This is a genomic window from Paenibacillus polymyxa M1, assembly GCF_000237325.1.
Lineage (GTDB): Bacteria > Bacillota > Bacilli > Paenibacillales > Paenibacillaceae > Paenibacillus > Paenibacillus polymyxa_C.
In genome coordinates, this window is record NC_017542.1 from 4,439,985 (window position 1) to 4,461,313 (window position 21,329).

General features: G+C 45.9%; 17 protein-coding genes. 1 reads left to right on the plus strand and 16 read right to left on the minus strand.

Annotated features, from left to right (window positions below; all coding sequences use genetic code 11):
* Positions 1-59: 59 nt before the first annotated feature.
* From PPM_RS19955 to PPM_RS19990, 9 genes are all read right to left on the minus strand, one after another.
* Complete coding sequence (locus PPM_RS19955) at positions 60-1,358, minus strand: NCS2 family permease (protein ID WP_013372625.1); 1,299 nt, start codon at positions 1,356-1,358, stop codon at positions 60-62.
* Between the two features lie 173 nt (positions 1,359-1,531).
* Positions 1,532-2,281, minus strand: a complete 750-nt coding sequence (locus PPM_RS19960) for a tRNA threonylcarbamoyladenosine dehydratase (protein ID WP_013372626.1) — start codon at positions 2,279-2,281, stop codon at positions 1,532-1,534.
* A gap of 152 nt (positions 2,282-2,433) precedes the next feature.
* The gene (gene aspS / locus PPM_RS19965; RefSeq protein WP_013372627.1) at positions 2,434-4,212 is read right to left on the minus strand and encodes an aspartate--tRNA ligase; all 1,779 of its coding nucleotides are present in this window, start codon (positions 4,210-4,212) and stop codon (positions 2,434-2,436) included.
* Between the two features lie 85 nt (positions 4,213-4,297).
* Positions 4,298-5,542: a histidine--tRNA ligase gene (gene hisS, locus PPM_RS19970; protein WP_013372628.1), complete on the minus strand. Its 1,245-nt coding sequence runs from the start codon at positions 5,540-5,542 to the stop codon at positions 4,298-4,300.
* 693 nt (positions 5,543-6,235) lie between these two features.
* Positions 6,236-6,706 carry a hypothetical protein gene (locus tag PPM_RS19975; RefSeq protein WP_013372629.1) on the minus strand — a complete coding sequence of 157 codons (471 nt, stop codon included), beginning with the start codon at positions 6,704-6,706 and terminating at the stop codon, positions 6,236-6,238.
* Between the two features lie 62 nt (positions 6,707-6,768).
* Positions 6,769-7,275, minus strand: a complete 507-nt coding sequence (locus PPM_RS19980) for a type 1 glutamine amidotransferase domain-containing protein (RefSeq protein WP_013372630.1) — start codon at positions 7,273-7,275, stop codon at positions 6,769-6,771.
* A gap of 237 nt (positions 7,276-7,512) precedes the next feature.
* On the minus strand, positions 7,513-7,674 hold the full coding sequence (locus tag PPM_RS29695) for a hypothetical protein (protein ID WP_013372632.1): 162 nt from the start codon (positions 7,672-7,674) through the stop codon (positions 7,513-7,515).
* A gap of 132 nt (positions 7,675-7,806) precedes the next feature.
* Positions 7,807-8,253 (minus strand): D-aminoacyl-tRNA deacylase, encoded by a 447-nt coding sequence (gene dtd / locus PPM_RS19985; RefSeq protein WP_013372633.1) that lies wholly within the window; start codon positions 8,251-8,253, stop codon positions 7,807-7,809.
* A gap of 136 nt (positions 8,254-8,389) precedes the next feature.
* A complete protein-coding gene (locus PPM_RS19990; RefSeq protein WP_013372634.1) occupies positions 8,390-10,567 on the minus strand; it encodes a RelA/SpoT family protein in 2,178 nt (725 codons plus the stop codon).
* Between the two features lie 269 nt (positions 10,568-10,836).
* On the opposite strand from PPM_RS19990, the gene uraA reads away from it, so the two are divergent.
* Complete coding sequence (uraA, locus tag PPM_RS19995) at positions 10,837-12,147, plus strand: uracil permease (protein WP_013372635.1); 1,311 nt, start codon at positions 10,837-10,839, stop codon at positions 12,145-12,147.
* A gap of 137 nt (positions 12,148-12,284) precedes the next feature.
* Here uraA and PPM_RS20000 read toward each other — a convergent pair whose 3' ends face one another.
* The 7 genes from PPM_RS20000 to PPM_RS20030 form a co-directional block, all read right to left on the minus strand.
* Positions 12,285-14,333 (minus strand): methyl-accepting chemotaxis protein, encoded by a 2,049-nt coding sequence (locus PPM_RS20000; RefSeq protein WP_013372636.1) that lies wholly within the window; start codon positions 14,331-14,333, stop codon positions 12,285-12,287.
* Positions 14,334-14,567: 234 nt separating this feature from the next.
* Positions 14,568-15,080, minus strand: a complete 513-nt coding sequence (locus tag PPM_RS20005) for an adenine phosphoribosyltransferase (RefSeq protein WP_013372637.1) — start codon at positions 15,078-15,080, stop codon at positions 14,568-14,570.
* A 65-nt stretch (positions 15,081-15,145) separates the two neighbouring features.
* Positions 15,146-17,542 (minus strand): single-stranded-DNA-specific exonuclease RecJ, encoded by a 2,397-nt coding sequence (recJ, locus tag PPM_RS20010; protein ID WP_013372638.1) that lies wholly within the window; start codon positions 17,540-17,542, stop codon positions 15,146-15,148.
* A 33-nt stretch (positions 17,543-17,575) separates the two neighbouring features.
* Positions 17,576-18,532: a cation diffusion facilitator family transporter gene (locus PPM_RS20015; RefSeq protein ID WP_013372639.1), complete on the minus strand. Its 957-nt coding sequence runs from the start codon at positions 18,530-18,532 to the stop codon at positions 17,576-17,578.
* Positions 18,533-18,731: 199 nt separating this feature from the next.
* Positions 18,732-19,646: a protein translocase subunit SecF gene (gene secF / locus PPM_RS20020; protein WP_013372640.1), complete on the minus strand. Its 915-nt coding sequence runs from the start codon at positions 19,644-19,646 to the stop codon at positions 18,732-18,734.
* Positions 19,636-20,892, minus strand: coding sequence for a protein translocase subunit SecD (gene secD / locus PPM_RS20025; RefSeq protein WP_013372641.1), 1,257 nt, complete (start codon positions 20,890-20,892; stop codon positions 19,636-19,638). The genes secF and secD overlap by 11 nt, the downstream gene beginning before the upstream one ends.
* A 90-nt stretch (positions 20,893-20,982) precedes the next feature.
* Positions 20,983-21,240, minus strand: a complete 258-nt coding sequence (locus tag PPM_RS20030) for a post-transcriptional regulator (RefSeq protein WP_013372642.1) — start codon at positions 21,238-21,240, stop codon at positions 20,983-20,985.
* Between the last annotated feature and the right edge of the window lie 89 nt (positions 21,241-21,329).

Sequence of the window (21,329 nt, forward strand, 5' to 3'; positions counted from 1 at the left end):
CAAACAACAACACCCGCGCTCTGCGCGGGTATGAACAGTACAACCTATCTTCGAGTTTACTACACCAGAGAATGAAGCACAAAGTTAGCCACAAACAGTACAGAAATGATATATAATGCGACAGGCACTTCCTTGCCCCGTCCTGCTGCCAGCTTGGCTACGGGGTATGCAATAAAACCAAATGCCATCCCATCTACAATACTGTAAGTAAAGGGCATCATCACCATGATCAGAAACGCAGGAAACGATTCGGTAAAATCACTGAAATCCATCTCTCGCACATTTTGCACCATTAGGCCCCCGATAATGATTAATACAGGCGCAATGGCACTGTCAGGAATATAAGCCAACAATGGAATAAAGAAAAATGTGGCTCCGAATAAAATTGCTGTTACCAGCGGTGTCATTCCCGAACGTCCCCCTGCGGCAATACCAGCTGTAGACTCCGCAGCGGCTACCGCGGGACTGCTGCCCAGAATACCAGCAAAAATATTGGTCACAGCTAACACACGCAAGCTATTCTTAAAAGAATCCGGTCTTCCAATCATGTTGGTCTGTGCAGTAATCATTCCAACATTCTCGAACAGCACAATCAGTAACAGCAAAAAAACAGCGATCCAGAAGGCTACCGAGACGATGCCTGAAAAAGAAAGTTCTCCAAACAATTGCCCGTACTGTCGTACTGTTTCAGAGGTTCGCACCGTGCTTGCCGGCTCTACAGCCCCCAGTACGTATGCAAGCCCAGTTCCTGCTAAAATGCTGATCAGCAAACCTCCCTGAACGTTACGCACAAATAATACAATAGCGAGCAGTAACGTTACACAGGCTGTAATCACCTTAGGATCATTAAAATGACCAATAGCCACAAAAGTCGTTTGATGTGCAATCACGATCCCGCTTTTTTGCAAGCCGATAAAGGTTAAAAACAAACCAATGCCCACCGTAATTCCATGTTGCAAATTGTGGGGAATCGCCTGGCTTATCAGCTTGTACAATGATGTAAATGCCACAATGGCGAATATCACCCCTGTGACGGCAACTACCATCAACGCTTCCTGCCAGCTCAGCTTCATGGAATGTACGAGCGTGTAAGTGAAAAAGGCGTTAATCCCCATCCCTGGTACAACGACCATGGGAGACTTTCCGCCAAAAGCCATCAGTAGACAGCCGATCATCGATGTCAGCAGCGTCCCGAGCATTGCCCCTTGAAGAGGAATGCCCGCATCTGCCAAGATAGTTGCATTAACCATAATAATGTATACAACGGAAAAATAAGAAATGGCACCCGCGGCTAATTCCTTTTTCCAATGATGCTCGGGCTTGAAACCGAGACTTCTGGACCATAGCCCATCCTTCATACCAAAACCCTCCAGCAAGTTGTTCAATCTGTTTGCAGTAAGCTGCGTTTTTTCAAAACAAAAAGAGCTGTAGCCTACTGTGACACCAAGAAGTGGTGCACAGAACTACAGGTCTTAAAAGTGAATACATACTACTGTAATCTATAAATGTACTGTCATGCTACTTTTTCAGCTTACACACCAGCGCGCTCTAACAAATCCTTCACAGCCACACTTACCATGATCAAGCCTGCTACCGGAGGTACAAAAGCATTGCTTGCAGGCGGCTGTTTCGCCTTCCGGATTTCAGGTGCGTTGGCAGGTACAATTTTTTTGGTAATTTCTTCGCGCGGCTTCATTGGCTCCTCATCAGAGAATACAACCTTGACGCCTTTGGTAATGCCTTCCTTGCGCAGCTTGGTGCGGATGACACGGGCAATCGGGTCCATTCTTGTCTTGGAAATATCAGCTACTTGAAAACGACTTGGATCCATTTTATTCGCAGCGCCCATACTGGAGATCATCGGAATTCCACGCTTCAAGCATTCTTTAATCAAATGAACTTTGTAAATAATCGTATCTGAAGCATCCAGCACATAATCTAGATCGTACTTAAATAGCTCCTCATATGTTTCTTCTGTATAGAACATGTTCAGTGCAATTGCTTCACATTCAGGATTAATCAGCTTCACACGCTCTACCATCAGATCAGCCTTTTTTTGACCTACTGTTGTCGTCAGCGCATGAATTTGGCGATTAATATTGGTAATATCTACGACATCCTTATCAATCAAAATAATGCGTCCAACACCCGTTCGGGCCAGCGCTTCCACTGCAATCGAACCGACACCGCCGATACCCAATACAGCTACCGTGCTATTTTTCATAACCTCCAGACCTTCCGTCCCGATGGCCAGTTCCGTGCGTGAAAATTGATGCAGCATATGGTAATCCTCCCTCACTGGTTTAAACTCTATGCTGGAACTCCAGCATACAAACCACGAACCCATTATCCATAAAAGGGTAACGGGTTCACGGCATTCTATAATCTATTTACATACCAACAGATGGCAATTTGCAAAATCCAACGTTTGTCTTAAGCTTTAGGCGCAACAGGCTTCGGAGCAAGACGAATATGAAGCTGATCCAATTGAGCTTGATCCACTTCGGCTGGTGCATCCATAAGCAGGTCTGTCGCGCTGGCTGTTTTCGGGAATGCAATGGTTTCACGCAGATTTGTACGACCTGCAAGCAGCATGACAAGACGGTCAAAACCGAAGGCAATACCACCATGTGGAGGCGTACCATATTCGAATGCATCCAGCAAGTAACCGAATTTATCCTTCACTTCTTCAGGCGGCAGGTTGAGTGCTTTGAACATTTTCTCCTGAATTTCACGTTTGAAAATACGCATCGAGCCACCACCCACTTCGTAGCCGTTCAGCACGATGTCGTAAGCCTGAGCACGAACTTGACCTGGATCTGTGTCCAAGAGGGCCAGGTCTTCTTCCTTCGGACGAGTGAACGGATGGTGCTCCGCTACATAACGTTTTTGTTCTTCATCATAGCCCAGAAGCGGGAAGTCTACGACCCAGGCAAATTTGAATTTCTTATCGTCGATGAGCCCCAAATGACGGCCAATTTTCAGACGAAGCGCGCCCAAAACATCAGCAACTACTTTTTTATTATCCGCAGAGAACAGCAACAGATCGCCTTCTTCGGCTCCCGTACGTTCTTTCAAGGCTTCGATTTCTTCTGGTGTGAAGAATTTAACGATAGGCCCCTTGAATTCGCCTTCTTTCACTTGGATCCAAGCCAAGCCCTTGGCTCCATAACGCGCTGCGAAAGGACCCAGGTCATCAATGTCCTTACGGCTCCACGTGCCACATCCTTTGGCATTAAGGACTTTAACTTCGCCACCCTTTTCAATGACGGAAGCAAATACTTTCACTCCACTGGTTGCCACGATATCATTAACATTTACCAGCTCAAGACCAAAACGCAGGTCAGGCTTGTCAGAACCATACTTGTCCATTGCCTCTGCATGTGTAATTCGTTGGAACGGTGTTTCCAGTTCTACCCCAACTGTTTCTTTGAACAATTTCACCATCAGACGCTCCATCATAGGCAGCAAGTCATCCTGTTGCATGAAGGAAGTCTCAATGTCGATCTGCGTAAATTCAGGCTGGCGGTCAGCACGCAAATCTTCATCACGGAAACAACGTGCAACTTGGTAGTAGCGCTCCAGGCCGCCCACCATCAGCAATTGCTTGTACAATTGTGGCGATTGCGGCAAGGCAAAAAATTCGCCTTCATGCACTCGGCTAGGCACCAGATAGTCACGTGCGCCCTCTGGGGAGCTTTTCGTCAAAATCGGTGTTTCCACTTCAATGAAATCTTCACCGTCCAGGAAGTCGCGGAATACTTTTGCTGCTTTGGAACGCAGTTTCAAAGTCTGATGCATTTCCGGACGACGCAGGTCCAGATAACGGTATTTCAAACGCAGCGACTCGTCAACTTCTACGCCATCTTCAATGAAGAACGGAGGTGTTTTGGATGCATTCAATACTTCGATTTCTGTGACACGCACTTCAATTTCACCTGTAGGCAAGTTCGAATTGATCGTTTCTGCATCACGTTTAACAACGGTACCAGTAACCTCTAGCACATATTCACTGCGAACACGGTCCGCAATTTGCAGTGCGTCACCGGAATAGGCCGGATTAAACACGATTTGTACAATTCCGCTACGGTCACGCAGGTCTATAAAAAGTACGCCCCCTAAGTCACGACGGGTCTGTACCCAACCGTTCAATGTAACTGTTTCTCCGATATGCGCATGAGTCAATGCGCCGCATTGATGACTCCTTTTCATAATACACACTCCTGTTAGGTTTAGTAGTTAATGCTATATGGACAGCCAGAGGGAAACTCCCCCTGACTGATGTTACTCATGTTATTTATCCTAATTCTTCCACCAACTGATCCAACTTAACGGTACGCTGCTCGCCGGTTTCCATGTTTTTCAGTGCAATTTCACCTTTAACCAGCTCATCGTCACCCAAAATCGCTGTATATCTTGCTTTAAAACGATCTGCTGATTTCATCTGCGCCTTCATTTTACGCCCCAGATAATCTCGCTCTGCGGAAAATCCAGCTTGACGCAACTTGAACAGTTGTTTGGTCACTTCCGTTTCTGCCGCCTCACCCAACGCCACCATATAGATATCCAATGGCTTGGCTTCGTTCAATTTGACACCCTGATGCTCCAAAATCAGCTGAATTCGCTCAAGCCCAATACCAAAACCAATGCCCGGCTGATCCGGTCCGCCCAGATCTCCAACCAATCCGTTGTATCGGCCTCCTCCGCCAATCGTGTCAATAGCACCAATTCCTTCGGCTTTGAACTCGAATGCTGTCAGCGTATAATAATCCAGCCCCCGTACCAAACGCGGGTTCACTGTATATTCCACGCCCATCGCATCCAAATTTTGCTTCACTTTCTCAAAGTGAGTGCTGGATTCCTCATCCAAACTATCCAAAATCGAAGGTGCCCCGCCAAATTTGTCTTGATCGTCTTTACTATCCAGCACTCGCAATGGATTACGCTCGATACGCGCTTGGCTCTCCTTGGTCAACGTATCCTTAATCGGCATCAGGAAGTCCACCAAATGCTGTCGATAAGCTGCACGGCTGGCAGCATTACCAACCGAGTTAATTTCTACCTGTACTCCTTTTAAGCCCAGCTCTCGGCAGAATTGATACCCGAAAGCAATAACTTCTGCATCCAGCGCCGGGTCCATCGCCCCGAATGCTTCAATGCCAAATTGATGAAACTGGCGCTGACGCCCAGCCTGTGGACGCTCATACCGGAACATTGGGCCAATGTAATACAGTTTGGTCACATCCGGTTCACCATACAGTTTGTTCTCCACATAAGAGCGGACAACCCCTGCTGTTCCTTCTGGACGCAAAGTCATGCTGCGCTTTCCTTTATCCTCAAAAGTGTACATTTCCTTTTCCACCACATCGGTCGTTTCACCCACACCCCGAACGAACAAATTCGTTTGTTCAAACATCGGTGTACGGATCTCACGATAATTAAAGCGGCGGCTAATTTCGCGGGCTTTTTCCTCGACCACTTGCCATTTTTCTACACTGCCTGGCAGCAAATCCTGTGTTCCCGTCGGTTTTTGAAAGGCCATTTACGTATCCCCCCGTCATTGTATTTCTTATTTGTGCGCTCTCTACTTACTCCACTTTCAATATAAAACAAAAAATCCCTCGTCCCTGTTATTATTAACAGGGACGAGGGATTGTCGTTTACAAATCACCCGTGGTACCACCCACATTCCGGAGTTTACCCAGACCACTAGCATAAAAATGACTCAGTGTCCGTCAGCATTGCACTGACTCCGCTCATACGAATAACGCCCGTAACGCGCAGTACGGCTATTATGCAGGATGGTCTGCTGTGTTGGCATATGCATGCATTACTCAGCAAAGATTCCTCATTGTTCGCCGCCTGTTCTCGGGGAGGTCATTCGTCCGCTCATCAAGGGAATTTTTACAGCCTGGAAATTCCTCTCTGCGCTTGTGGGTTCGGAGTACTTGGTCCCGTCATCAAATCATTTTTCATTATTTTATGATTTTAATGAACTGCTTCGACAAAGTCAAGACATTCCCTCTAGAATCAGACAAATATTAAGTCTTATAAAAAGAAAATAACCTGCGGAAACGGTCCGCAGGTCTAAAAGATATATCAAAAGGGGGTCATGCTGTTATTATAAACAACGAATATTAAGGAATGATGTTTCGAATATTACAATTGTATTACAGCCACTCTAGTGTGACTAATTTCCTCGTGTATCGACAATCTTGTGACACTCGCTCCCTTTTTAATCCAGCTGCGCCACATATGCACGATTGGAACGGAGCTTATAAATGAGCTCATCATAATCGGCATCATTTACCTTGGCGGACAATACATACCGTAATTCATCATGATCACCGTTAATATACACATCTGTCGCACGGAGCAAACCTCCGTCATGATTCGTTGTTCCGCTCCGATCCTCATTCAGATCCCTTTGGGCTGCGCCATAGTTAACCTCGTCATTCTTTGCATCTGGTAGAATATTTTCGCCATAAGCCCCTGCGGCTGGAATTACCGCACCAGCAGAGCCTCCTGTGCTCACAGAGCCAGTATTGTTATAGGGGACCAACGGAATTAAAACCCTCGTCTCGCGACCGAGCGCCTCATCCAGAGCACCTACTTCCAAATGTTCAGTTCTATAAGCCTGAAGCGAAGCTCTGGCGCCCTCAGCTTCATCTTCCGTGCGAAAATAAGCCTGAATCTGTTTAGCCATATCAAATCCTCCTCGTATAGGAATTGTACTGGCATAAATTTACGGAAGCATTCACGGTTAAATTACAATGCCTTTAACAACTCACGCACAAAGGCTGGCTCATCCTTAGGGGTCCGAGACGTAATAAAGTTACCGTCCACGACCGCCTCTCGATCCTCGAAATGAGCACCTGCGTTAATCAAGTCATCTTTCAATGGAGGATAAGCTGTAATCGTCCGACCTTGTAGCAAATCGGCACTAGCCAAAATCTGCGGCCCGTGGCAGATAGCGCCAATCGTTTTTTTGGACTCATTCATTTCAGTTACAAACTTCAGAACATTTGCATCCAAACGCAGATTTTCCGGAGATGATCCACCAGGAATAACAACTGCATCATAGTCACTTGATTTCACATCTGCAATGGCTTTTTCAATAGTGTAGCTTGCTTTTCCTTGCTTACCGTTCACTTTTTCACCTTGCTTCAGTCCAATAATATCTGCCTCATGTCCAGCCTTTTTCAGTTCATCATAGGGGACCTTCATTTCAGAATCCTCAAATTGGTCAGCCAACAAAAATGCAATTTTACTCATTATCGTTCAGATCTCCTTTCCGGTTATCCTCAGAGCGAGTTTAAAGTTAGGGTTGTTTGTCTATCACGCTTTGTTATTACCCGTTCGATCTGTGTTTATAACAATTTTCAGCAGTGAAAAAGAAAAAGGAGCCATTGGCTCCTCCCTGATTTACTGCTACATAATTATTTTAGATCTCTTTATAACCGCTTTAGGCAACACGTCGTTAATGCTGCATTTACCAATGAATTCCCATTGTTACCTTCGTGGCAGGGCACCGCGTCCTGGCTTGTCCATAGCTGTAGCAACATGCTGTAATAACGCATCTGCATTACGGGTAAGGCTGATTGCCTCTCGCATACTCCCAGGATAAAGCAACACCGCGCTTCGATATCCGTCCATTTTTGGGGTCTGACGCATAGTTTCGTCTCTCCTGTCACCCTTAAGGCTTTCCAGATGGCTACTCACCAACCGGGATGACATTAGAGTCCCTCTAAACGGCTATTTTATTCTCTTCTGCTCAAGTTCTCAGATCATACCAAGAATGGATACCTAAGAACGCTCGCTATCCAAAATCAACGTCACTGGACCCCAGTTGGTCAAGGAAACATCCATCATAGCTCCAAAAATTCCGGTCTCGACCTCCAGGCCCTTGGCTCGAAGCTGACTGTTGAAGAAATCATACAGTTTCTCCGCTTCCTCAGGTTTGGCCGCTCCCATAAAGTTGGGCCTTCTTCCTTTACGGCAGTCACCATACAGCGTAAATTGGGAGACAGACAGAATGGCCCCGCCGACATCCAGAACACTGTCGTTCATTTTGCCTTCAGCATCTTCAAATATACGCAATCCCGCTGTTTTATCCGCCAAATAAACGGCATCGGCTGCCGTATCTCCCTGACCAATACCAACCAGCAGCATTAATCCAGTTCCGATTTTGCCGACCACCTTTTGATTCACCGTTACCTGAGCGTCTTTACAGCGCTGAATAATGATCTTCATCGCCTATCCGCTACTCCTTTACTTTTCCCCTTAAAAGTTGCTCACAGCCGTATCACGGCTTTTACAGCCATCTATGAGCCTTGTGCCCAAGATGTATTACAAAGGCTATACAAACCTGTGTGTACACCTAACAAATTTATTGCATAATCCGATGCACGGTGTATACATCCTTCACCCGTTTGATCCGTTCGACAACAGAATGCAAATGATCCGTGTTACGAATAAGAATTGTAATGTGAATCATTGCCATTTTATTTTTATCTGTACGTCCTGTCACGGCCGAGAAGCTAGTTTTGTTCTCAGAAATGGCCTGGAGCACCTCGTTCAGCAAACCATTGCGGTCATGTCCTGTAATCTCAATATCGACGCTATAATTGACCTCAGCTGCTTCTTCCCACTCAACTTCAATCACGCGCGCCTGATCTTCGCCCACACCCGAAGGAATATTCGGGCAATCGGTACGGTGCACAGATACACCGCGCCCGCGTGTTACGTAGCCGATGATGTCATCACCCGGTACGGGATTACAACATCGTGCAAAGCGAACGAGCAAATTGTCGACGCCTCTGACGCTGACACCGTTGGTCGGTGTTTTTTTCCGTTCGCCCTGCGGTTTGTACTCCTTGACCTCGGTCGTCAGTTCAATTAGCCGTGCCTCTTCTTGTTCCTTGCGCAGCTTCTCTGTCAGACGTGTACAAACCTGCGCTGCGGTTATACCGCCAAAGCCAATCGCAGACAGCATATCTTCAGAATCATTAAAAGAGAACTTTTGTGCCACATCCTGAAGTTTGTCCTCGCTCATCCACACGGATGGCTCAATATCACGCTTTCTTAGCTCACGTTCCAGGCTTTCGCGGCCTTTTTCTACATTTTCCTCACGCTTTTCTTTCTTGAACCATTGCTTGATTTTACTGCGCGCGTGAGAGGACTGAGCAATTTTAAGCCAGTCCTGACTAGGTCCATAAGAGTGCTTGGACGTCATAATTTCCACGATATCGCCAGTTTTTAGACGATAATCCAAAGGAACAATTCTTCCATTAACCTTAGAGCCAATCGTTCGATTTCCAACTTCGGTATGGATACGGAAAGCAAAGTCCAGCGGAACCGATCCAGCCGGCAACTCAATGACTTCTCCCTTAGGTGTAAAGACAAACACAAGGTCTGAGAAAAAGTCCATTTTGAGTGATTCCACAAATTCCGAAGCATCCTTCGCCTCGTTTTGCAACTCCAGAATTTCTCGGAAAAAGGTGATTTTGTCCTCAAAGTTTGTGTTATTTGCCCCGTTGTTTTCTTTATAGGCCCAGTGGGCGGCAATCCCGAATTCAGCAGTGCGATGCATATCCACTGTGCGAATTTGTACTTCTGTAGGCTCTCCATTAGGACCTACTACGGTCGTATGGAGGGACTGATACATATTAGCCTTAGGCATGGCGATATAATCCTTAAACCGCCCTGGCATCGGTTTCCACAACGTATGGATAATCCCCAGTGTGGCATAACAATCTTTAATGTTATCCACAATAATTCGAATTGCTAGCAAATCGTATATTTCATTGAATTGCTTGTTTTTCGTCGTCATCTTTTTAAACACACTGTAAATATGTTTAGGACGTCCAGACAAATCAGCCTGAATACCCATCTCTTCAAGCTTCTCTCTGATACGCTGTATGACATTATCAATAAATTGCTCGCGCTCTGCCCGCTTCTTATGCATCAAATTAGCGATGCGGTAATACTGCTGAGGATTCAGATAGCGCAAAGCAATGTCTTCCATTTCCCATTTAATCGCTGAAATACCCAATCGGTTTGCAACCGGACAGAAAATTTCCAACGTTTCATAAGCGATTCGACGCTGGCTTTCTTCCGATTGATATTTCAGAGTACGCATGTTGTGCAGACGATCTGCCAGCTTAATGACGATGACACGAATGTCCTGCGCCATGGCAATAAACATTTTTCGATAATTTTCGTTCTGCTGTTCTTCCTTGGAACGGAACTGGATACGCTCCAGCTTCGTCAGACCATCAACAAGCATCGCACATGTATCGCCAAAATGCTCGCGAATCTGCGCCAAAGACACCGTCGTATCCTCCACAACGTCATGTAAAAGAGCGGCGATAATGGAGATGGTATCCATCTGCATATTAACGACGATATCAGCAACCGCAAGCGGATGCAGAATATAAGGTTCACCGGACTTACGAGTCTGGCCGGAATGGGCCTGCTCGGCAAAATCATAGGCGTCCCTGATGCGGATAAGATCTGCTTCTCTGGTATAGGCCCCGGCCTTTTTAAGTAATTGCTCTATCCCCATTCTGCTCTATTCCGTGTCCTTTCTATGCAAAATGGAACCCGCCGATCAATGTCGCGCAAAGGTTCCCTTTTAAAAGTGATTTCCTACAATTATGACGCTTAGCACGCCACACGTCAACTATTACAGGTTTGGCACTGTCGCATTATTTTGTCACACATGGATAAGTAAAATCAGAATTGTTGTCGAAATGAAACGAATTATATTGAAAAAATTACGAAAAGTAATTAATGTATATAAGAATAATTGAAAGAACTAAGGAGTGAACTGCGTTGCAACGCGAAATTCAAGTTAATGAAAAGCTTCCAGCAGGACCTGGGATCCTGCTCAGCGTACAGCATTTGTTTGCCATGTTTGGCAGCACCGTGCTGGTGCCCAATATTTTCGGCGTCGATCCCGGCATGATTTTGCTCATGAACGGTATCGGAACATTGTTGTACATATGGATCTGCCGTGGCAAAATTCCTGCCTATCTCGGCTCCAGCTTCGCTTTTATCGCTCCCGTCAGTCTTGTGCTTAAAAGTAATCCTGGCAGCAGTGGCTATGCAATGGCCCTGGGTGCTTTCATCGCTACAGGTATTATTTTCTGTCTCGTCGCACTGGTAATCAAGTATGCCGGGACACGTTGGCTGGATATCGTTTTTCCACCGGCTGTCATGGGATCAATCGTAGCCTTAATTGGTCTGGAACTAGTTCCGGTTGCTGCAGGCATGGCAGGCATTATTAATGCCGATCCTACTAAAGCCTGGACGCCAGATCCCAAAACGATCACCCTTTCCCTCGTTACGCTCGGTGTTACTGTTCTGGGTGCGGTGTTGTTTCGCGGGTTTGCCAAAATCATTCATATTCTAATCGGTATCGTGGTGGGCTATGTGCTTGCTTATTTCATGGGCATGGTCAATACACAGGCTATTGCGGACGCTCCTTTGTTTGCCCATCCCGCAATTACCACTCCAACCTTTAATGCCTCGGCTATGCTAACGATTCTTCCAGTTGCTCTGGTCGTCATTGTAGAGCACATTGGTCACTTGCTCGTGACTAGCAACATCGTCGGACGTGAGCTGTCCAAAGATCCTGGTCTCCATCGCTCTCTGCTGGGTAACGGGATTTCTACTGTCATTTCCGGTTTTGTAGGTTCTACACCTAATACGACTTATGGTGAAAATATCGGTGTTATGGCATTAACTAAAGTGTACTCTGTATGGGTTATTGGCGGAGCGGCTGTTATTGCCATCCTGTTGTCTTTCTCGGGTACGTTCTCAGCGATTGTTTCTAATATTCCATCTCCAGTTATGGGTGGCGTATCCTTACTATTATTCGGTGTGATCGCTGCCTCTGGTCTTAGAATCTTCGTTGAGCAAAAAGTTGATTTCGCCAAGCCAACCAACATGCTGCTCGCTACTATCGTGCTTGTTGTGGGAATCAGTGGTACTACGCTCACTTGGGGTGCTGTCACCTTGAAAGGTATGGCATTGGCGACAATCATCGGTATTATCCTGAGTTTGTTCTTCAAGCTGGTTGATGTGCTCGGCTGGTCGAACGATAAAACGCAGGAACCTTTAACTGAAAAAACACCAGATTGATATCTGTTTTTCAATTTTAAAACGCCGCTCCATGTTAGTTATGGATCAACACGCTCAGACTTCTAGACAAGCGTGTAAGTATCCTCTTACATGGAACGGCGTCTTTTTATGCACGGCTTTTATTTTAAAAGAAGATATCACACACGAAAACGGGATACGACCTGATTAAGCGTATCAGAGACACCTGTAAGCGACTTGGCGGAGCTGTCCAGACCTTCCAGATCCTTTAACTGCCGTTCAGAGCGTTCCGAGGCTTGCCCTGCACGTACAGCTGAAGCTTTTGCAATGTCTGCAAGATAACCAATAGAAGCTGCAACTTCTTCTGAGCCTGCCGACATTTCTTCAGAGGCAGATGAAACCTCCTGCACCTCTATTGCCACCTGCTGAATATCCTGATTCATCGCTATAAAACGTTCTTCCACCTCACGTAAAATAGATACTCCTTCATCCATTTCCAGAGTCCCCTGTTGCATTCCTTCCAAAGCTAATTTGGTTTCTTCCTGCATGGTTCGGATTCGACTCGTAATTTGCTCAGCAGACTCGCTTACGTTAACAGCCAGCTTGCCGATTTCAGAAGCCACCACAGCGAACCCTCGGCCATGCTCCCCAGCACGTGCGGCTTCAATGGAAGCATTCAACGACAACAACTTGGTCTGCCCACTAATTTCCTGAATCATTCCAATAATACTGCCAATTTGGGCGGACCGCTCATTTAACGAGCTTACTACTCTGCCTGCCTCATCCATAGACATTTTCGCTTTATGCATTCCTTGGCTGACCACGTTCAACCGTTCATTCCCTTGTTGTGCTTTATGTTCAATCTCAGTGGTAGCCTCGGATACATGCTGTATAGATTCAGCAATACGCTGTATGCCAACAGCCATTTCTTCCATCGCAGTCGCACTTTCCGCTGCTGCGGTCAACTGAAGCTCGGCTCCTTCCTTCACCTGTGCCAGTTCTCCTGCATTATGCTGCGCATCTTTAGTAGCTCCAGAAATCTCTTGGGATATTTTTGAAGATACGCCTGAGATCACATCTGACTCTTCGCTCAAGCGCAATGCCATTCCTCTGGTTGCAACAATCACCTTATTGATCCCATCAGCCATTTGGCCAAACTCATCTTTACGATGATGGGGTAGTTCAACGGTATAATCCCCAAGAGCCATACGGTTGGTCATCTGTCTAATTTTTTTAATCTCTTTGATCATACCTGAATTATTAATCAATAACGCTCCCATAATTAGCAAAATGCCTATAACACTAACAATTAGTAACAGTTTAAGCATTTCATTCGCAGAGCGATTCAAATCTGATTCTGGCAGTAATACGCCGATTTTCCATCCGGTTTGTGGTAGCGTTTCATACATTACCCGATAATTCTCTTGATCAATAGCTACGGAGACTTGTCCAGATGTACCTTTTTGAATAGCTTGTGCTGCTTCCGCATTTATCGTATTTGTTAACGACTCGCCTGATTTTAAGGACGGGAGACCGGATGACAGAATAGCTCCGTTCTTATCCATCAAGATCGCACTACCTTGAGTACCAAACTTCATTTTTTCAATATACGTTTGGATATTCGTCATGTTTAGGTCGCCTGTAATGACACCTAACAGTTTTCCCTCTCTGTTATAAAATGCTTTCCCCGCAGTAATCATATTGATTTTCAGCTTGCTATCGTAAAATGGCTCTGTGAAATTTATATCTTTACCACGTTCCACGGCTTCTGTATACCAAGGCTGCGTTAAATAGTCATATTGTGGATCGTCATATTCAGTCGATTGCTTGACTAGCTCGCCATCTCTATGCACATATATTGAACGGTATGTCACTCCTGGATCATACGCATCTTTAGCAAAATAAATCCCTAACCCGTAAGTCATATCATTTAATGTCAGCTCTTGTTCAAAGAGTCGTCCATAATCTTCAATGTTCATTTCTGTTCCCACTTGTTCCGCACTCTTAGTCAGCATCGAAACAAGTAAAGCATGACGATCTACGTTAGCTGCAATATCTGCTTTAACCCTCGACAAGGAATGAGCAGCATTTTGGCTTATTTCCGTATCCAGCTTCTGTTTGGCAAAAAAATAAGACAAAAAACTGATTAAAATCAGTGTTATAAGTACTAGCGGAACCAAGGTAGAAAATGTTCGTGCTTGTAAACTCTTAAATTGAAATATACCCAATATATATCCACCTCTATTTCTTTTTTAATCTTTATCGACATTTATTTTATTTTTTTATAACTTTTTTCCAATAAAAACCGTGGTAATTCGTGACAATAAGGAAATTCAATATAATTACTGCTAATCAAAATAGTCCGATGGAGCAACTCTTTAGAGAAAAGAGATGTTCCATCGGACTATTTAGGCAAATCATCATACATAAATATTTCCCGGGAAACCCCGGTTTCGAAATACTTAATACTTAATTAAGGTGAATACGTCTACGTCAGGCAGCTTTGCCCGTCCGTTGAGATCGGACAGCTCGATAAGAAAAGCAGCCCCTGCCACATTGCCACCAAGTTGGCGTACCAAGTTAACGGATGTAGCGATGGTTCCACCTGTAGCAAGCAGATCATCAGCAATCAGAACATTTTGCCCCGGCTCAATCGCATCCTTATGCATAGCCAGAGTATCCTTACCATATTCCAAACCGTATGCTTCCTCAATGGTTTCTCCAGGCAACTTACCACTCTTACGGATGGGAATAAAACCAACACCAAGCGCATAAGCCAGAGGTGCACCGACAACGAATCCACGTGCTTCCGGACCTGCAATCAAATCAATTTTTAAATCAGATACCAGTTCCTTCATATCGTTGATTGCCTTACGATACAGTTCACCATTTTTCATTAGGGTCGTAATGTCCTTAAAACTAATCCCTGGTTGTGGAAAATCGGAAATCACCCGAATATATTCTTTGTAGTCCAACTTAGTTCCTCCTACTGTAAACTTCTAATTAGTATATACATTTTACAAAACTGCAAGGTAGTATCTCAAGACGCACCCTTCATAAGCGACATGATCCAACTCGTCATCTGGGTGGTGTCTGCATCCAATAAGTACCGCTCCATCTCAGCCATATTATACAATTCCTGATAGCGCGGAGAAGCAGTTAAATCCCGCTTGGGCGGATTGGATACAAACCGAAATTGACCATCTGTACGCGTCAAAAACTCAAGATCCTCGAAGATATCCAGTACTTTGGATAACATGCGTACTGAACAGGAGCACTGCCGGCTAAGAGCAGGTAGCATTGCCTTTTCGTCAATTAGCTGTGTTCCCATTCGGGAAAGCACAATGTAAATACGCTTAAACAGCTCCCTATCGGGGCTTACGAGCCGGCCGCCACGCTCACTGATCGAATGAAGAAGAAATACATTCTCCACATTCTCAAAGGTAGACCATAAGGCATGAAACTGCTCGGGTGTATCTGGCGGCTCCAGTACGAATAGCGACTTCACAAAGTGCTGTGTATCTTTTTGACCCTCACTGGGAGTAACGCTGCCATCTTTATCGTATAGCCATAAGGATTCAGCGCTCACGGAGCTCGATGGCCGAAGCATGGATGACGGATGGATCAACACCGCAACATTATTCTTTCTTTCCTCTAAGCTTGGATGGAAGATCCTCAGCCCTCGCTCCAGTTCGGCAAGAGGGTCCGATACTCCACGATAATCAAATATTTGCGGAGCCTGTACACGAATATCCTGCATCATCAGTTGGAGTGAACGTTTACCGTTCCACTCGTTAATTGATAATTCGCCCAACAGATCTATGTCCGTTTGCTGCTGCAAAAAATCAGCCAAATCGCCACGTCGGAAGGCAATCGCATCCAGCGATAAACCGTTCTGCTCCAGCAATAGCTTCACATGGTTTTTCTCACGTCCCATTTTCCGAGCTTCACGTAATTGAAGTCCCTGTAATACGAATCGTGGAGAAGGATTTCCCATCCCAAAAGGCTGGAGCAATTCCAGTTCTTCAACCACTTGTAAAGATATCTCATCCAGACGGCAGACCATATCGGCCTCAGCTATAGGGATAAAATCTTCCGGTGTCAGAATGGAACCTGCATAGCGGTTTAGCCGCTCTTCGAATAATTCCAGATGGTCACGGGACAGCGTCATCCCCGCTGCCGAAGGATGTCCACCAAAATGCTCCATAAGCTCATGACAATCTGTAAGAGCACTATAAATATCCAATGCAGGAATAGAACGAGCAGAGCCTTTGCACATGCCTGTCTCCGTATCTATGCCCAGAATAATGGTCGGACGATAATAACGATCCAATAGCTTGGATGCCACAATTCCGACGACACCAACATTCCAGCCCTCACCAGCCAGAACAATAACAGATGGAAGCTTGTCTCCATTTAGTTTGGATGCTAATTGCTGCTCGGCTTGCTCCACAATGCGTTCGACCACTTGTTGACGCTCACGATTGAGCAGATCCAGTGCATGCGCAAGTTGATCTGCTTCCTCCTCTTTTTCTGTCGTCAGCAGAGAAACCGCTCGACCCGCATGATCTAGACGCCCGCTCGCATTAATCCGCGGAGCCAATGCAAATGCGATGTTGACCGAAGTCACTGTGGATATCTCCACGCCCGCTACATGAAGCAACGCTCGAATCCCTGGAAATGCGGAGTTTCTCATGGATTGAATCCCTCTACGTACTATCGTCCGATTCTCACCATGTAGTGGCATCAAATCAGCTACCGTACCAATAGCAGCGATTTCGAACCATTCCTCGGGTACTTCACTCAACAGCGCCTGAGCTAGCTTCAGGGCAACACCAACGCCTGCAAGACCTTTAAATGGGTAGGGACAATCCGGTAGCTTCGGATTGATCAAAGTATAAGCCTCGGGAAGCACAGCAGGCGGTTCATGATGGTCAGTCACAATCACATCGATCCCTAAGGAAGTCGCATAAGCAATTTGCTCTACTGCACTAATTCCCGTATCCACTGTAATGACCAGCGTAACTCCCTGCTGATGTGCCCAGTCCAGAGCATGATTGTGCAGACCATATCCCTCATTGGAACGATGGGGGATATAAATATCATAAGATGCCTTCAGAAAACGCATAAGCTGAATCATCAATGATGTACTGGATACGCCGTCCGCATCATAATCGCCATAGATTAATATATGCTCGCCGCGCTCCAGAGCCTGGCGAATTCTCGGCACGGCCTCTTTCATGCCAAGAAGCAGAAATGGGTCGTGTACATCGTCCACACTTCCGTACAAAAAGCGGTTTGCTTCCCCGGCCGTAGTGACGCCCCGGTTCACTAAAAGCCGGGACAACAATGGTGAAATCCCCAGCTCTTCTGTTAACGGCTGAGCCGCTTCCAGGTTAACCTCCGGGGTCTTCCATCTGTACTGCGAATGAAGCAATCCTATTCACCTTTCTTTCATAGTCGGCCTGCCTTATTGAAGCAAGGACGACGCATCATTATCAGGCAGTTCATGATTGGATTTATAAGGATACCCGGCTTGGTAAGAAATGAACTGCATTTGTACATGAGTCACCTGTGGAAAACGGGCTAACAGTAAATTTTTGGCTCGATCGGCAATTTCCTGCGCTTCCTGCACCGTAATCCGCGGGTTAACACTTATCGTTACATCCACTGTTATGAAATGGCCCGTTTCCTGAGCATGTAAGTGTTCAACCGTTACAATACCATATACTCGTTGAATCGTCTCCATAAAGCGCTGGGAGTCTTCCTCCCGCAAGGGCTGTGCAGGTGCCTGATAAGCGGTATTCATCACCATCAGATATCCTTTACGCAGCACCAGACAGGCTACCAGCAAAGCTGCAGTTGGATCAAGATACAATAATGCAGGCCATTCCATTGCTTCGCCAGTCATTGCACCGATCATACCGATCAATGCAATCAGCGATGCATACAGCGAGTACCGTTCATGGTTAGCGTACCGATCTGCTTCCGCTTTATGGCCATGTTTAATCGAATAGCGATATTGAAACTGAAATAACGCTTCTCTCAACACCAGGGCAATTAACACGGTAATTAAAGCATACAGACCGGGAGCCTGCGGTTCCGAACTGCTTAATGAACGAACGGCAGAAATACCTAGCTGAAGTCCGCTCATCAGCACTAAAATAGCCAGCACCACAGATATGACCGTCCGAACTTTTTCACCGTTCCGCAATCGCGCCAGCATTCCGTGATCTGTACCACCCTTGGAAAACAGCATCTCCTGCAAACGGGAAGCACTATCCGCAGCCGTGTGCAGTGCATCCCCCATCAACGCCTTGCTGTTTGCCGCATAACCGACGGTTCCCTTTAGAACAGCCAGCGCGAGATTACCTACAATCCCGCTCAACGCCGCAGTTTCTAATGATCGGCTGCGTTCGCTATTCACAACGTTTCCCCCTCAATCCTGAACTAACCATTTCCCGATAAAGCTCCAATCCAATATAACCGAATTCTTAAAACTAAACCTTTTACAATCAGGTGTTTCACTATTAGTCCCAGCATAGGGTAAATCTTAAAACCTTAGAAAACCGCGCCCAAGCAGACGCGGCTTTCTCTTTAATTTATACTACTGGTATTTGCGTAACTTAAGACTTTGCAGTTTTGGCTGCTCCACCAGCTGTCGGGGTCTTTTGTTTCCCCTTCAAAGCTACCCACAGCGGGCTGGCAATGAAGATGGAAGAGTAAGCACCGAACAGCAAACCGATCACCATCGCAAGCGAGAACATCCGAATGGATTCGCCGCCGAAAATGAATAGGCAGACAGAGGCAATAAACACTGTAAACACCGTTGCGAGTGAACGCGTCATTGTCTGTGCAATACTGTGATCGACTACTTGCTCCAAATCAGCTCTGGACTTTTTCTTTGCAAATCGCAGGTTTTCCCGAATACGGTCAAAAATAACGACGGTATCGTTAATGGAGAAACCGACAATCGTCAGAATGGCCGTAATAAAGGTCAAATCGACCTCAAGTCGGAAAATCGAGAAAATACTGATGACAAGAAACGCATCATGCAGCAACGAAACAATTGCAGCAACCGCAAAACGCCATTCAAACCGGATCGAAATGTAGATAGCAATGGCCACAGAGGCTAGCAAAACCGCCCAAATTGCATTTCGCTCCAGCTCTTGCGCCATTTCCGTATCCACCGTATTGACCTCAAATGATGCCTTTGGATCAAGCTCTTTGTTAAAAGAGGTTTTGAAATCATTCACTTGCTGATCCGTCAACACTTGTGAAAAACGAATGCCGAAGCGCTCTTTACCTGGTGTGTAATCGACTTCTTTGCCGATTCCCTTCTCGTCCAATAAACTTTGGATTTGCTCCTGTGTTACGACTTTAGTCAAATTGACATCCACATTGGAACCGGAACGAAAGTCAACTCCGTAATTCAAACCGAATATCGACAAGCTCAAAATACCAAGCAATGTGACAATAATCGAGAATGTATAAAACCACTTGCTCATCTTGACATATTTGTAGTCCCAATTAAAGCGCACTGATATCACTCTCCTTCACACCAAAATACTTGGCCTTCTTCACAGCATCCGCTTTAACTAGCAGATTGAGCAAGAAGCGCGAGAAGAAGATATTCGTCAAAATACTGACGACAATATCAACGATGAGCACGAGAGCGAATCCTCGAACGGAGCCTGTACCCAGGCCAAACATGACGGCTGCCGCTATAATTGTCGTAATATTGGCATCCATAACAGTACGGAACGAGGCCTTACTGCCTGCAATGACAGAGGAGCGAATCGTTTTGCCTGACTTGATTTCTTCTTTAATCCGTTCATACGTTATGATATTGGCATCGACTGCCATCCCGATCCCAAGCACGAATGCAGCAATACCTGGAAGTGTAAGCACGAAGCCGCCCAAATAGAAGATCGCAAGCACCAGCCAGGTATGAACGATGAGACAGAAGCTAGCTATCAGTCCCGGGACACGGAACATTGCAATCATAAAGATCAGAATGATGACCGAGCCGATCAAACCAGCACGGATCGTCTGATCCAGTGACAGTTGACCCAGTGTAGCTCCTACACTCTGAGAATATTTTTCCGTCAATTTAAGCGGAAGAGCACCCAGGTTGATCGTATCTGCTAGCTTGTTCGCTTCATCACGTGTGTAGCTACCTGTAATCGAAGCACTGCCATCCGTCAATTCACTACGGACTGTAGGTGCAGACAGCAATTCATCATCCAGGAAAATAGCCAACTCTTTATTCATAAGTCGCTTTGTGATTTCTGCAAATTTGGCTTTGTCTTTTACTTTAATACTAATCTCAGGTTGATTCAGTTGGTCATAGCCTACAACAGCGCCATTCTCCACAAAATCATTACCACGGAGCTCAATTTTGCTGTATTGACCCGGCTTTTTAGCATCTGCTGCCGTTGCACTACGGAAGGTTAACTCTGCGGGCTTTTTCAGCATGGAGCGGACTTCTGCCTCATTAGAGACACCAGCAAGCCGCACGCGAATACGATTAGTGCCCTCCGTTGTTACTTCCGGCTCAGTCGTACCAAGCGCATTAATCCGTCTCTCCAGACTTTGTGCTGTTTGTATCAGAGACTGGCTGGTTACACGTTGCCCGGCTTCCAAAGGCTGGGCTTCATATAAAATTTCAAAGCCTCCCTTTAAATCGAGGCCTAGTTTTAAACTTTTTAGTAGGCCCGGGCTTGTCCCGACCATAACACCAGTAGTTATGAGCACGACCACGATGAAACTTAGAATTCTCTTCATTCCGTCCCATGTTCCCCTTTCATTCTCAATATTCCTATTATAGCTACCCCTCAAAAAGCAGTCAATTTGAACGCAAAAAAAGACCCCCTTCTATTCGAAAGTGGAGCCCCGTAATGCGGACATCGTCAAATAGTTCATAAAGCTCGTCGCTTTAAGGGAAAGTATATCGTTAACGAGCTTGTGCAGCGGAGGAATACCCTCCTTTTCATATTTATGGCTGACGCAATTCCACACGTCCTTACTGGTGACATGTTCATAGCCTACGAGAATCAGCTCGTCTGCCTTACTTTGACAGAGTATCTCAATTGCGTCATCCCAATCCTGCTCATCCAGCTCTTCCATACCCACGATGGTCGTTCCTCCTCCCAGCGACTATCGGTTCCGCAGATCAGCAAATAGCGGGGTTATTGACTGCTTTATAGAACATTTCTGTCCTG

What these genes read in the sequence shown, in the direction of transcription:
- PPM_RS19955 (WP_013372625.1), bottom strand. Translation starts at nt 1,358, where the DNA reads ATGAAGGATGGGCTATGGTCCAGAAGTCTCGGTTTCAAGCCCGAGCAT.
- PPM_RS19960 (WP_013372626.1), bottom strand. Translation starts at nt 2,281, where the DNA reads ATGCTGCATCAATTTTCACGCACGGAACTGGCCATCGGGACGGAAGGT.
- aspS (WP_013372627.1), bottom strand. Translation starts at nt 4,212, where the DNA reads ATGAAAAGGAGTCATCAATGCGGCGCATTGACTCATGCGCATATCGGA.
- hisS (WP_013372628.1), bottom strand. Translation starts at nt 5,542, where the DNA reads ATGGCCTTTCAAAAACCGACGGGAACACAGGATTTGCTGCCAGGCAGT.
- PPM_RS19975 (WP_013372629.1), bottom strand. Translation starts at nt 6,706, where the DNA reads ATGGCTAAACAGATTCAGGCTTATTTTCGCACGGAAGATGAAGCTGAG.
- PPM_RS19980 (WP_013372630.1), bottom strand. Translation starts at nt 7,275, where the DNA reads ATGAGTAAAATTGCATTTTTGTTGGCTGACCAATTTGAGGATTCTGAA.
- PPM_RS29695 (WP_013372632.1), bottom strand. Translation starts at nt 7,674, where the DNA reads ATGCGTCAGACCCCAAAAATGGACGGATATCGAAGCGCGGTGTTGCTT.
- dtd (WP_013372633.1), bottom strand. Translation starts at nt 8,253, where the DNA reads ATGAAGATCATTATTCAGCGCTGTAAAGACGCTCAGGTAACGGTGAAT.
- PPM_RS19990 (WP_013372634.1), bottom strand. Translation starts at nt 10,567, where the DNA reads ATGGGGATAGAGCAATTACTTAAAAAGGCCGGGGCCTATACCAGAGAA.
- secD (WP_013372641.1), bottom strand. Translation starts at nt 20,892, where the DNA reads ATGAAGAGAATTCTAAGTTTCATCGTGGTCGTGCTCATAACTACTGGT.